The organism is Nonomuraea sp. CA-141351 (genome assembly GCF_050944675.1).
Classification (GTDB): Bacteria; Actinomycetota; Actinomycetes; order Streptosporangiales; family Streptosporangiaceae; genus Nonomuraea.
In genome coordinates, this window is record NZ_CP191982.1 from 10486959 (window position 1) to 10499718 (window position 12760).

The following is a 12760-nucleotide window of genomic DNA, read 5'->3' on the forward strand; positions in this document are numbered from 1 at the left end:
ACGGATCCGACATGCCTTTTCAGAATGTGCTCGACTCCACCATGCACCACCGGGAGCTCGGCGCCGGCGCGCCGATCGTGTTCCTGCACGGCAACCCCACCTCCTCCTACCTGTGGCGCAACGCATGCCCGCCGTCGGGCACGGCCGTCTCCTGGCCCCCGACCTGATCGGCATGGGCGAGTCGGGTAAGCCCGACATCGACTACACCTTCGCCGACCACGCCCGCTACCTGGAGGCCTGGTTCGACGCCCTCGGCCTCGACGACGTGGTGCTCGTCGGCCACGACTGGGGCGGCGCGCTGGCCTTCGACTGGGCCTCCCGCCACCCGGACCGGGTACGCGGGATCGCCTTCACCGAGGCCATCGTCAAGCCGATGAGCTGGGACGAGCTCCCCGAGGACGGCCGTGACCTGTTCCGGGCGATCAAGACCGAGGGCGTGGGCGAGTCCATGATCCTCGACGAGGACGCCTTCCTCCGGCAGGGCCTGCCCACCACCGTCACCACCCCGCTCACCGAGGAGGACCTGGCCGCGTACACGAACCCGTACCCGACCAGGGAGAGCCGCCTGCCGCAGCGGCGCTGGGCGCGCTCGTTGCCGCTGGGAAGGGAGCCGGCCGACGTCGTGGCCAGGATCGAGGCGTTCGACCGGTGGCTGGCGACCAGTGTCGAGGTGCCGAAGCTGATGGTCGTGTTCCGTCCCGGCGCCGGCACGATGTGGACGGAGGAGACCGTCGCCTGGTGCGCGGAGAACGTCGCTGCGCTGGAGATCGTGCGGCACGAGGAGGTCGCCGGGCATCACACGCCGAAGGACCAGCCCCTGGCCATCGCGGCGGACATCAAGAGCCGGCTGGCCAAACTAACGGCCTAGCTCGAACTGCCAGGCGACCATCGACGGCTCGCCCGCGGCGGCCGGCCGCCAGCGCGGCGCGGACGTAGTCGCCGATCGGGTGGTGGTACGGGGCGATGCGGGCCGGTCGCCCGTCCGGCAGGCGTACGCACGGGATCACGCCGCGCGCCACCCCGGTGGGATGGATGTCCGAGACGACCACGTGCCCGCCGGGCCGCAGCACCCGGGCGAACTCGGCCAGCACCGGGTCCAGCACGGGTACGTGCGTCAGCGCCAGGGAGCAGACCACCAGGTCCACGGCGTCGTCGGGCAGCGGCAGCCGATCCAGGCCGCCGAGGTGGAACTCGCCCTGCGGCACCCTCTCGCGGGCCCGGGCGAGCATGTCGGGCGAGCTGTCCACGCCGAGGACCCGGTGCCCGCGGCCGGCCAGGTAGGCGGCGACCCGTCCGGTGCCACAGGCGGCGTCCAGGGCGACGCCCGCGGGCAGCGCGTCGACGATCTCCCTGATGAGTGGCTCGTCGAGGTCGAACGCCGTATTGGGGCCGTCGTACGTCTTCGACCACACGTGATAGCCCTCGACGGTGTCCACGCGGGCGACATCCACGGCGGCGTCGGCCAGCGTGTCGTCGTCGAGCAGCTTGCGGATCTCGGTGAGCCGCGCCTCGACGAACTCGCGGTCGTGCTCGCCTCTGAAGGATCGGAGCAGAGCGACGCCTTCCAGGCCGAGCAGGTAGGCCAGGGGATGCTCGTAGATCACCGGCGCAAGGCAGTGACCTGCCTCAGGCCGGTGCCACCGAATTACCGGCAGGTGCTAGTGTCCTGAGTCAGTAATTCGCCGACAATATGAGGCGAGGGCGTCGAGGATCTCTTCGGCGGTCTTGGCCCAGACGAAAGGCTTGGGGTCGTCATTCCAGGAGGCGATCCAGGTGCGGATGTCTTTCTCCAGCGCTTGGACCGTCTTGTGGACGCCGCGTCGTAGCTGCTTGGTCGTCAGTTCGGCGAACCAGCGTTCCACCAGGTTCAGCCAGGATGAGCCGGTCGGGGTGAAGTGCAGGTGGAAGCGCGGGTGTGCCAGCAACCAGCGTTTGATCGCGGGCGTCTTGTGCGTGGCGTAGTTGTCGCAGATCAGGTGGACCTCAAGCTCGGTCGGGACCTCCTTGTCCACCTTGATCAGGAACTTCTTGAACTCCACTGCGCGATGCCTGCGGTGCAGGGAGCCGATCACCTTGCCGGAGATCACGTCCAGAGCCGCGAACAACGTGGTGGTGCCAGCCCGGACATAGTCATGGGTGGCTCGCTCGGGCACGCCGGGCATCATCGGCAGCACCGGCTGAGATCGATCCAGCGCCTGGATCTGCGACTTCTCATCCACGCATAAGACCAGCGCCCGCTCCGGCGGATCTAGGTACAGACCGACCACGTCATGCACCTTCTCCACAAAGAACGGATCGGCTGACAGCTTGAACGTCTCCGACCGATGCGGCTGCAGGCCAAAGGCCCGCCAGACACGCGACACCGTCGACTGCGACAGGCCCACCTGCTTGGCCATGGACCGCGTCGACCAGTGCGTGGCGTTGGCGGGCTTGGTCTCCAAGGTGCGCGCGATCAGCTCCGCCACCTGCTCATCGCTCACCGTCCGCGGCCGCCCCGGACGCGGCTCGTCGGCCAAGCCCGCCAGCCGCTCCGCCAGGAAGCGCCGACGCCACTTCGAGACCGTCTCGCGCGATACCCCGACCTCCTCCGCCACCACTTTGGTGGACACGGGCAAGCCGTCCTCACCGATCGCATCACACGCCAGGATCAGCCGGGCCCGCAACGCCATGTCCTGGGCGCCCTTGCGCCGCCGTACCCACCGCTCAAGCTCAGCCCGCTCGCCATCGGTCAGATGCAGCGGCTCGACCTTCGGTCCCGGACGTCCCATAGCCAAGAACCATAGACGAATTACTGACTCAGGACACTAGAAATGTGCTGAAGATCTTGTGTGCAAGCGCGCGGTTATCGAAGGACGGGCATGGCCGGGCGGATCGTCTGCTGAGTGGGTGGAAGGCGTCCGAGGGCGGTACGCGAAAGGACCGCCTCCGTCGGTGGTCAGGTGCCGGTGATAGCCCAGGTGCCGTGGGTGTGGGTCAAACCTAGGTTGATCAAGGTGCGGAGGTTGAGGGCGGCGGCGCGGGTGTGGAGCCAGGCGTTGTTCTTGATCGTGCCCAGGTAGCGCAGGCGTCGGTTGCCGCGGGCGACCAGCCAGGCGATGGCGCGTTCGACCGGTGGCCGCCAGCGCCGGTAGTCGGCTTGCCAGTCGGGGTCGGTGGCGGCCTGACGACGGGCTGCGGCCAGCAGGGCGTGGTGGGGGTGCACGTTGAGATTGCGGCCGGTCTTGGCGGTGGTGCAGCGCGCTCGCAGCGGGCAGGCGGCGCACCGGTGCTTGAACTGGGCGACTCGGTTGCCGTCGGCCTGCGGTTTTCCCAGGGCGACGGTGTGCCCGGCCGGGCAGGTGACGGCGCCGGCGGCCTCATCGACGGTGAAGTCGTCGATGGTGAAGCCGCCCGCAACGGCCTGACGCAGCGTGGCCGGTTTGATGATCAGAGTATGTCCAGCGGCCTGCAGGGTGTGGCGGGCCTGGCCGGTGCCGTAGGCGGCATCGCCCAGCACGCTGACCGGCTCGCGCTCGGCAGCCAGCAACTCTTCGGCGACCAGGGCCTCGTGATGCTCGGCACCGCTGCCCAGCGTTAAACCCACAGCGGTGAACAAGCCGGTCTCAGGCTCAACAGACACATGCGCCTTGTAGCCGTCCAGGCGCTGGGTGCGGTTCTTGTGGATGTGGCGGGCCTCGGGATCGACGGTGGAGACGATCCGGTCACGAGCTGTTCGCCGGGCAATCCGCCAGCGGCCGTCGCCGCCGTCGCTGCCGGGCGCGGGCTCGACGTCCTGGTAGGCCACCAGCGCCAGCAGCCCGACCGCGGTGGCGGCCTTGTCGTCCAGGGCCTGCTCGGGCAGGTCGGCCAGCAGCCGCAGCGCGTCAGTGACCAGCGCATCCACCAGGTTCTCGCGCGCTTGGGCATCGTCCCACGCGATACGGGGCTTGCCCGGATCGTCGTAGTCATGAGCGGTGCAACAGCCCGCTGCGACCGCTGCCGCGCCGGGCACCTCGCGGATCACCCGCCGGATCGCGGCGATCAGCTGAGTGACCGTGTCCTGCGTGGCCACCGCGTCTTCCAGCACGGTGGAATCCAGCGCCCGCCGCTGCCGGCCCCGCAACGCCCCGGTGATCGCGATCAGCTCCCGCACCCGCACAAACAGCCGATGCGGCTCGGCCGAGCGAGCCAGCCGCCGCCGGAAGTAGGTCAGCAACGACGGGTGGAAGGCGCGATCATAAAGCCCGAGCCCACAGGCGGCCTTCCACCGCAGATCGCACCGCAACTGCTGGACCGCGTCAAAGTCCGACACCCCGAACAACGCCTGTAATACCACCGCCGAGGCCAGCACCTGCGGCGGCATACTCGGCCGCCCATTCGGCGAGGGGTACATGTCGGCGAACATCGCCTCAGGGAACAACGCCTGACGATGCTCGGCCAAGAACGCGAACACGCTGCCAGCGGGGATTAACTCCCGGCAGGTCTGCCACACATCCGGCCCGACCGGTGCCCCGGCCGCTTTGCCCTGCATACCACCGAGTCTGACCCCAAGCCAGCCTAAGTGGAACCAGCACCCAACATCTTCAGCACACTTCTAGACGAGTAAGTGCGTCACGAACGTGCCCTGGAGGAGATCGGTGCCGTCATCCGAGGTCGCGGTGCAGGGTCGACATGGTTGCCGCGGGCAGGGACCGGCGGCCGATCTCTCGCTAAAGTGGGCGGAACCCGGCCAACCGCATAGATGGATGCAGCGAACATCTCGTCAGCTACGAGTCGGAATAGCCGTGGCCGGATTTATGGGGCTCCTGCCCACGGGTACCTCACCAGCCCGAGCTGAACACCTCGTGCGGTAACCGAACCATCTCTGTGACGGTTGCCTTGTCGCTGCCCGCACCTAGCGCGGCAGCTCCGCTGACCTCATCAGTCCATGGCAGGCGATGGCCGCCGCGGCCACGACGTTCAGCGAGTCCACGCCCACGGCCATCGCCGTCGCGCTCATCGGGATGCACACCGCCTGGTCGGCTTCCTCCAGCCAGTGTGACGACAGGCCGTCGCCTTCGGCGCCCAGCAACAGCGCCACTCGATCCCCCAGCTTGACGGCATCCATCGGGATGGCCGCCTGGTCAGGGGTCAGGGCCAGCGTCTGGAAGCCCGCCTCCCGCACTTGCGAGAGGCCGTCGAACCAGTTGTCCATCCGCGCGTACGGGATCGAGAACACCGCCCCCATCGAGACCTTCACCGCCCGCCGGTACAACGGATCGGCGCACCGCGGCGACAGCAGGATCCCGTCCACCCCCAAGGCGGCGGCGCTCCGGAAGATGGCGCCTACGTTGGAGTGGTCCACCAGGTCCTCCAGCACGAGCAGCCGCCGTGCGTTGCCCTTCATGAGGGACTCGACGGAGGGCAGGGCGACGCGTTCCATCGAGGCAAGGGCGCCGCGGTGCACCTGGAAACCCACGATGCGCGCCATGACCTCGTCGCTCACCACGTAGACGAGCGCGTCCCCGAGGACGTCCTCGAGCGCGGTCAGCCAGCGGCGCGTGGTCAGGACCGAGCGGATCGGGTAGCCGGCGCCGATGGCCCGCCTGATCACCTTCTCCCCCTCGGCCAGGAACAGGCCGCGCGAAGCCTCCAGGCTCTTGCGCAGCTCCACGTCCCTGAGCCGGGTGTAGTCGGTCAGGCGGGGATCGTCGGCGTCGGTTACGTACTCAAGCACCTTCCGATAGTGCCATGCGCTGCCTGACCTGCCAGCCCGCCGCATAGCAGGTCAGCACCAGGCACAGGCCGACCACGGTGCCCGCGCCCGTCTTGGTGAGCACGCTGGCGATGCCGAGCTCCGGGGCGGGCTCGTCCACCAGGGGCCAGAGGAAGGCGCCCGCGATTATGCCGATCCAGCACAACAGCATGATGAGCCCTCGCACGCGCCGGCTGAGCCTCAAGTGGTCGGGCACGGGGCTGGCCGCCATCCGGGACAGGCCGCGCCACCCCCACCACAGCAGGACGGCCAGGCCGATCACGGACGAGACGTACTGCAGCAGCCGGAACAGCCTGATCACGCCGAACACCCGGATGGACAGCCAGTCCCCCCACAGCTCGGGCCCGGTGGAGTGCGTGAAGGAGTCCCACAAGATGTGGGAGGCGGCGCCGATCACCGCCCCGACGGCCATGGGCGCGAGATGGGGCCGCGAAGGAGCCAGGACGGCGGCGCGGCCGGCGAGCGACGGCGGGAGCAGCGAGATCAGCGGGTCCCTGAAGACGCCGTGGAAGAGCGGCAACAGCAGCAGTACGGCGGCGAGGTCGATGGTGACCACGCCGATCCAGGAGTGCCACTTGCCATAGTCAGGCAGGAACGGCAGGAAGATCGGCAGATCGGGGACCATCGCCCCGAGCGCCAGCGCCCACGGATCGGCGAACCTGCGTACGCGCGGCGACGACATCAGCGGCACCACCGCGGCCATGTGACTGGGCGTGAACGGCAAACCGGCTCCCCTCCCTCGCGATCAGCGCTCATTATGCGGGCAATCTTGACCATCCTTTGCTGCCCGGAAGCTACGTTACGGTGTGTAGTGGGTATATTACACATCGCTGTCGACGGCCGGATAGCCGGGGAGTGCGGAGGGTCATGGTGCCTGACCAGCGGATTCATGAGCATCCGGCCGCGTCAGCCGAGTGGCTGAGCGCTGCCCGCGCCGCCCGTTCGCTATCGGTCGTCACGCTGGTCTGGCTGAGCGTGGAGAGCACGCTCGGCCTGGCCGCCGGATTCGCCGCCCATTCTCTGGCGCTGATCGGGTGGGGGTTGTCGTCGTTCGTGGAGGCGGCGGCCAGCCTGATCGTGGTGTGGCGGTTCACCGGCGCACGCACGCTCTCACCGAGCGCCGAGGGCACTGCCCGGCGGGCGGTCGCGGTGAGCTTCTGGCTGCTCGCGCCCTACCTCATCGCTCACGTCATCTACGACCTGGACGCGGGGCAGCGGTCCGCGCCGAGCGTGCTGGGGATCGCGGTGACGACGTTCAGCCTGATCAGCATGCCCGCCTTGGGGATGGCCAAGCGGCGGCTCGGAGCGCGACTGGCGTCCGCGGCCACCTCGGGCGAGGGGACGCAGAACCTCATGTGCGCGGCCATGGCGGCGGGAGTGCTGGTGAGCCTGTGGCTCAACACACTGGGCTGGTGGTGGGTCGATCCGGCGGTGGCGGTGGCGGTGGCAGTGGTCGCCGTACGGGAGGGCACGCGGGCCTGGCACGGCCATGCCTGCTGTCATTAGCGCCGCCGTCAGCGGCTCCTGGACGCGATCTCCCGGTCATGAGATGAACGCGATCCGCCGATCACACGTACCTCTCATTGAACATCACGCAAGCCAGAAACCCTGACGACACAGAGTAATCACCGCACCAAAAGGGCTGTTTTCCCACATAGAGCACACCGAGTATCGTTCCCGGAGTATTGCGGAGCATCTCCCGATAGGGTCTCCGGGAAAGTCTCAAATCATACCTAAGAGGACATCGTGGGGCGACACCGCACAGACGAGCTCGACGGCGGATACAGAGCGCACGAACCCCCAGCCCGCAGACGCTCCAGCAGCGGTCGCGGCCGGGTGATCGTGCCGCTGGCCGGTGCCGTCGCGCTGGCCGTGCTCCTCGGCGTCGCCGCATTCGTGATCTTCAACCGCGATCACGACTGCTCGGGCGGCAAGCTGGCGCTGCGCGTCGTCGCGACCCCCGACATCCAGCCCGCGTTGAACAAGATCGCGGGCAACTACAACAAGGCCATGCACTCGATCGACAGCAAGTGCGTCGAGGTGACGGTGGCCAAGGAGGCCGCGGCCAGAACCGCGAACGCGGTGGCCGCGGGCAAGGCCAAGGCCGACTTCTGGGTGGCGGACTCCAGTCTTCTCATGGAGAGCCTGCGCAACACCCCGGCGGGCGAGGCGCTGCCGCAGGTGGACAGCTCGATCGCGGCCTCACCCGTGGTGCTGGCGGCGGCCAAGTCGTTCGCGCCGAAGCTGACCGGCACCCTCCAGCCGAGCTGGGCGGCCATGATCTCGGCGGCGAACGTGGCCAACGTGGACGGGCCGGGCAAGAAGGTACGCGTACTCGCCCTCGACCCCCAGAAGAACTCCGCCGGGCTGGCCGCGCTGCTGGCCGCCGCCGGCACGGCGAAGGAGGCCGGGCTGGACAAGGCGCTGGTCGGCGCGATGAAGGAGCTGTCGGGCCAGCTCGCGTCCGACTCGACGGCGCTGCTGGCCAGCCTCACGGTGAAATCCGGCAGCAGGGTGCCCGTCGGCGTCACCTCCGAGCAGGCCATCTACGCCCACAACGCGAAGAAGCCGGAGGCTCCGGTGGTCGCGCTCTATCCGAAGGAAGGCACGCTGAGCCTCGACTACCCGATCACGATCCTCACCAAGGATCCGTCGGTGCTCAAGGCCGCCGCGAGCTTCAAGCAGGACCTCGCCACGGAGTCGGCCAAGAAGGTCCTGCGCGAGGCGGGCTTCCGCAGCACGGACGGCAAGGCGGGCGACGCGCTGTCGAAGGACAAGGGGTTCACGCCCGACACGCCGCCGGCCCTGGAGCCGCCGGACGGCGCGACCGTCGCCAAGATGGTGCAGACCTGGTCCAGGCTGAACCTGGGCACCCGCCTGCTCACGCTGCTCGACGTCTCCGGCACGATGGCGCTGCCCGTTCCCGGTACGGGGATGACCCGCATGCAGGCCATCAACAAGATCGCCACCGAGGGCATGGGCCTGTTCCCCGCCGACTCCGAGCTGGGCCTGTGGACGTTCTCCACGCATATGGACGGGCAGGGCAAGGACTGGAAGGAACTCGTCTCCGTCGGTCCGATCAGCGAGTCGGTCAACGGGACGCTCCGTAAGGACATGCTGGCCAAGAATTTCGCCTCGATCCAGGCCAAGGCCACGGGCGACACCGGGCTGAACGACACGGTCAAGGCCGCGTACGCGCAGCTGACCAAGACGTACCAGGAAGACAAGATCAACACGCTGCTGATCCTCACGGACGGCGCGGGCAACGACGACCCGGACGGCGGCGTCAAGAACGCCGAGATCCTGCAGTACCTGAAGAAGACGTACAACCCGAAGCGGCCCATCAGCATCCTGCTCATCGCGTTCGGGCCGGAGGCCGAGAAGGGCAAGCAGCAGATGGACGCGCTGGCCAAGGCCACGGGCGGCGAGGCCTACATCGCCAAGAACGTCCTCCAGGTGCGCGACTTCTTCCTGCAGGGCATGGAACGCCGCCTCTGCACCCCCAACTGCGACGGCTGAGCCGGCAAGGGAGCGCCCCATGCCTGTTGGGCATAACGGGCGAACCCGCCAGAACGGGGCCGCGTCCTCTCCGCGTGGGGCTTGAGTGCCCGTTCTACCCGCGGGGAGGGAATCCGTGCCTGGATGGCCGTCCGTCGATCGCGCCGAGGAACACGAGCTGGTCGAGGCTCTGCGGCGCGCGGACACCGGCGCTCCCGCCAAGCTGTACGACTCCTACGCCGAGCGGCTGCACGACTACGCCGGCTCCTTCGCCACCGACCTGGCCGCGGACGCCGTACACGACGCCCTGGTCACCGCGCAGGGATGCGTGCACCGGCTGAAGGAGCCCGCCAGGCTGCGGGCCTGGCTTTACGCGCTGACCAGGTTCCAGGTGCAGGCCAGGCTGGCGCATCGGACCCCCGTGGAGGGCATGCCATTGCCCGTGCTCGAGGAGCACGACGACCCTGAGCTGGCCGACCTGGTTCACGAGACGCTGGGTGAGCTGAGCAGGAGCGAGCGCGAGGTCCTCGAGTTGTCGCTGCGCCACGGCCTGACCCCGGCCGAGGTGGGCGCGGTGCTCGGGCTGACCTCGCGGCAGGCGGCCGGCAGGCTCGACCGGGCCCGCGACCACCTGGAGAACGCCGCGGCGGCCGTGGTGCTGGCCAGGACGGGACGGGCGCACTGCCCTGACCTGTCGGCCATGGTCGACTCGTGGGAGGGACCGCTCACCCCGCTGCTGCGGCGGAGGTTGTCGGGGCACATCAGCGGGTGCGAGGTGTGCACGGAGGGGCGGCATCGGCAGGTCTCGGCGGCGCGGCTCCTGGACATGGTGCCGGTCGCGTTCCCGCCCATCTCGCTGCGCCGCCGCGTGATCGACACGTGCGTCAACCCCGAGCGGGACCAGACCCGTACCCTGATCACCGATCGCGGGGACAGCTTCGACAAGACCGGCTTCCCCGTGGCCGTCGAGCACCGCTCGCGGCGGCGCAGGCCACGCCGTCTGGCGCCGGTGCTGCTGGCCGGCGCGTGCGTGCTGGCCGCGACGGGGGCCATGGTCGCGATCAACGGCAGCGACGCGTCCAACAGCACCCCGATGCGGGCCGCCCCCTCACCCACCGCCTCCGTCGAGGAGACGCCGACCTCCCTCGAGGAGACGCCGACGCCCGAGCCGGTGGTGGAGCAGGACGAGCTCACGCCGACCCCGGCCCCCACCGCGAGCCGTACCCCCGCCGGCCGGGCCGCGCCCACCGAGCGGCCGAGCACCAGGCGCGCGGCCGCGCCGACGGCCACCCGGCGCAGGCCCGCACCCGGCGCCCGGCTCGGCGCGTCGTGCCCGAAGGCGATCGACGGCGCGGCCAAGATCGGGCTCAGCGCCCGCAACGCCACGGTCTCGTGGGTGGCGACCGCCTCCGAGGGGCTGGACGTGTTCCCGGCGAGCGGGTCCGTCAAGGCCGGGGGGTCCGTGGCGATCTGGGTCACCATCCTGGACCCGGACGGCGCCGGCAGGGGCCGCGTCACCTTCACCTCGAACGGCGGCACCGCGACCTGCTCGCTGGCCTGGGACGGCCGCACGCAGCAGACGTCCGAGCCGTCCGGCGAGCCGACGGCCTCCGCCGAGCCGAGCACCTCACCCTCTGAGACCGCGTCCGCTGACGACGCGGAAACCCTCGACGGGTAAAGTGAACGTTACCCTCGAGTAGATCGGCATTTATAGCCGACAAAAATGGATGATTCGGGCCTTCGCTCGAAGATGCCCAGCCGCATAGGGCATTCTGGTGTGCTTGATAGCCTCTCCGAGACCGGGAACCTCTTGACCGCGCGTTGAAACTACACGAGAAAATCTTTGCATGCCGGTAAACCAGGGCACCTAGCCAAGCGTCGGCATTGACGTGTCCTGGCGCGGATTGGTCCCATGAAATAGCGATCAGTAGTCCTTTGATGACAGAGCAGGAGAGAAGAGGGATGCTCAAGCAGCACCGCAGGGCGCTGACCTGGCTGTTGGCGCTCGCCTGCATCGCTGGAGCGGTCGTGGCGCTTTTCGACATAGACACGCCACTGCGCCCGTTCTTGATCTCTCTGTTCCTCCTGGTCGTTCCAGGCGCTGCGGTAGTGGGACTGTTGCGCGATCGTGATCCCCTCGCCGCACTATCAGTAGGGGCTGCGGCAAGCCTCGTACTCAACGTGCTTCTCGCTCAGGCGATGTTGCTGTTCGGCGCGTGGTCGCCCCGGGCGGGCGTCGCGACGGTCGCCGTGCTCGGAGGGTTCATGTACGTGCTTCGCGTGTTGTACCGGGGGAAGAACATGCAGACCCAGCAGGGGGCCAGGTGAACATCCAGGTAGTGCGGCCGGGAGAGCTCGGGGATTCCGAGCGGAGCCGATGGCGGGAGTTGCAGAAGGCCGATCCGAGTCTGGACAACCCGTTCCTGTCCGTCGAGTTCGCCGTGGCGATGGACCGCTTGCGCGATTACGTGAGGGTGGCGGTCATCTCCGACGGAAGCGGCATCGTGGGGTTCTTCCCGCACGAGCGGCACAGCTTCGGCATCGGCAAGCCGCTCGGCGGCTTCCTCACCACATGCCACGGGTTAATCGCGGCCCCGGATCTGAAGCTCGACGCCAAGGCCCTGCTGCGGGCCTGCAAGCTCAGCGTGTTCGATTTCGACCACCTGGTGGCGGGACAGCCCACGTTCGCCCCCTACGAGCAGGACGTCCGGCCCGCGCCGGTCATGGACTTCACCTCCGGGTTCGACACCTGGATCGAGCAGGTCAAGTCCAATTCCCCGAAAAACCTCAAGACCGTCCGCTACAAGGAGCGCAAGCTCGGCAGGGAGCAGGGCGAACTGCGCTTCGAGTGGGCCTCGGCCGACCCCGAGGTGCTGCGCACGCTGCTGGCGTGGAAGTCCGACCAGTATCGAAGAACTGGCCGGGTGGACAGATTCGCCCAGCCGTGGATCGTCGAATTGACGGACATGATGCATGCCGAGAAGTCATCGGACTTCGCGGGCGTCCTGACCATGCTTTATGCCGGGGACGTACCGGTGGCCGGGCATTTCGGCCTCCGCACGGCCACCACGCTTGTAGGGTGGTTCCCCGCCTATGACACCGAGTTCGGCCGTTATTCGCCGGGCATCGTCCACCACCTCCAGATGGCCGAGGCCGCCGCGAACGACGGAGTGCACATGGTGGACATGGGCAAAGGCGGCAAGGAGTACAAGGACTGGCTCAAGAGCGGGGTCCTGTACGTCGCCGAAGGCCGCATCTCGAGACCGTCCGCCGCGGCGGCGGTCCACTGGATGGGCCGAACTCCTTTCAACAAGGCCCGAACAATCGTCATGGATCGACCGTCTCTCTATAGGGCGGCCGACCGTGTACTGAAGGGCTTCGGTCGGGTGCGCTCCTCGATGCAGCAGCAAGAGTCACCCAACGGAGTAGTGAAAGAACCAACGGGAGCACGCTGAGCGCTTCCGAGTCCCGGCAGAACACCCTCACAGCACAGGATCCTTCGATGCATCGTTCACCGGCTTCGCCATT

At 68.4% G+C, this 12760-nt stretch carries 12 protein-coding genes; 7 read left to right on the forward strand and 5 right to left on the reverse strand.

What is annotated here, in order from left to right; all coding sequences use genetic code 11:
- Positions 1-11 precede the first annotated feature (11 nt).
- Together ACQPWU_RS49140 and ACQPWU_RS49145 are read left to right on the forward strand one after the other, a co-directional pair.
- Positions 12-167, forward strand: a complete 156-nt coding sequence (locus tag ACQPWU_RS49140; protein WP_433433241.1) for a hypothetical protein — start codon at positions 12-14, stop codon at positions 165-167.
- Positions 125-868 (forward strand): haloalkane dehalogenase, encoded by a 744-nt coding sequence (locus tag ACQPWU_RS49145; RefSeq protein WP_433433242.1) that lies wholly within the window; start codon positions 125-127, stop codon positions 866-868. Before ACQPWU_RS49140 ends, ACQPWU_RS49145 begins: the two co-directional genes overlap by 43 nt.
- Here the strand turns inward: ACQPWU_RS49145 and ACQPWU_RS49150 are convergent.
- The 5 genes from ACQPWU_RS49150 to ACQPWU_RS49170 form a co-directional block, all read right to left on the reverse strand.
- Positions 837-1604, reverse strand: a complete 768-nt coding sequence (locus tag ACQPWU_RS49150; protein ID WP_433433244.1) for a class I SAM-dependent methyltransferase — start codon at positions 1602-1604, stop codon at positions 837-839. The genes ACQPWU_RS49145 and ACQPWU_RS49150 overlap by 32 nt on opposite strands.
- Positions 1605-1658: 54 nt before the next feature.
- Entirely contained in the window at positions 1659-2768 is a 1110-nt protein-coding gene (locus tag ACQPWU_RS49155; protein ID WP_433431364.1) for an IS630 family transposase, read from the reverse strand.
- Positions 2769-2935: 167 nt separating this feature from the next.
- Entirely contained in the window at positions 2936-4510 is a 1575-nt protein-coding gene (locus tag ACQPWU_RS49160) for an IS1182 family transposase (RefSeq protein WP_433431363.1), read from the reverse strand.
- A 363-nt stretch (positions 4511-4873) separates the two neighbouring features.
- The gene (locus ACQPWU_RS49165) at positions 4874-5695 is read right to left on the reverse strand and encodes a TrmH family RNA methyltransferase (protein WP_433433246.1); all 822 of its coding nucleotides are present in this window, start codon (positions 5693-5695) and stop codon (positions 4874-4876) included.
- A complete protein-coding gene (locus tag ACQPWU_RS49170; protein ID WP_433433247.1) occupies positions 5688-6458 on the reverse strand; it encodes a DUF4184 family protein in 771 nt (256 codons plus the stop codon). Before ACQPWU_RS49170 ends, ACQPWU_RS49165 begins: the two co-directional genes overlap by 8 nt.
- 143 nt (positions 6459-6601) lie before the next feature.
- Between ACQPWU_RS49170 and ACQPWU_RS49175 the strand changes: the two genes are divergently transcribed.
- From ACQPWU_RS49175 to ACQPWU_RS49195, 5 genes are all read left to right on the forward strand, one after another.
- Positions 6602-7240 (forward strand): hypothetical protein, encoded by a 639-nt coding sequence (locus ACQPWU_RS49175; protein ID WP_433433248.1) that lies wholly within the window; start codon positions 6602-6604, stop codon positions 7238-7240.
- A gap of 240 nt (positions 7241-7480) precedes the next feature.
- On the forward strand, positions 7481-9253 hold the full coding sequence (locus tag ACQPWU_RS49180) for a substrate-binding domain-containing protein (RefSeq protein ID WP_433433249.1): 1773 nt from the start codon (positions 7481-7483) through the stop codon (positions 9251-9253).
- Positions 9254-9368: 115 nt separating this feature from the next.
- On the forward strand, positions 9369-10910 hold the full coding sequence (locus ACQPWU_RS49185; protein ID WP_433433251.1) for a sigma factor-like helix-turn-helix DNA-binding protein: 1542 nt from the start codon (positions 9369-9371) through the stop codon (positions 10908-10910).
- Positions 10911-11170: 260 nt separating this feature from the next.
- Complete coding sequence (locus tag ACQPWU_RS49190; protein WP_433433253.1) at positions 11171-11560, forward strand: hypothetical protein; 390 nt, start codon at positions 11171-11173, stop codon at positions 11558-11560.
- A complete protein-coding gene (locus ACQPWU_RS49195; RefSeq protein ID WP_433433255.1) occupies positions 11557-12687 on the forward strand; it encodes a GNAT family N-acetyltransferase in 1131 nt (376 codons plus the stop codon). The genes ACQPWU_RS49190 and ACQPWU_RS49195 overlap by 4 nt, the downstream gene beginning before the upstream one ends.
- Positions 12688-12760: the final 73 nt, after the last annotated feature.

What these genes read in the sequence shown, in the direction of transcription:
- ACQPWU_RS49140 (WP_433433241.1), top strand. Translation starts at nt 12, where the DNA reads ATGCCTTTTCAGAATGTGCTCGACTCCACCATGCACCACCGGGAGCTC.
- ACQPWU_RS49145 (WP_433433242.1), top strand. Translation starts at nt 125, where the DNA reads ATGCCCGCCGTCGGGCACGGCCGTCTCCTGGCCCCCGACCTGATCGGC.
- ACQPWU_RS49155 (WP_433431364.1), bottom strand. Translation starts at nt 2,768, where the DNA reads ATGGGACGTCCGGGACCGAAGGTCGAGCCGCTGCATCTGACCGATGGC.
- ACQPWU_RS49160 (WP_433431363.1), bottom strand. Translation starts at nt 4,510, where the DNA reads ATGCAGGGCAAAGCGGCCGGGGCACCGGTCGGGCCGGATGTGTGGCAG.
- ACQPWU_RS49175 (WP_433433248.1), top strand. Translation starts at nt 6,602, where the DNA reads ATGGTGCCTGACCAGCGGATTCATGAGCATCCGGCCGCGTCAGCCGAG.
- ACQPWU_RS49190 (WP_433433253.1), top strand. Translation starts at nt 11,171, where the DNA reads ATGACAGAGCAGGAGAGAAGAGGGATGCTCAAGCAGCACCGCAGGGCG.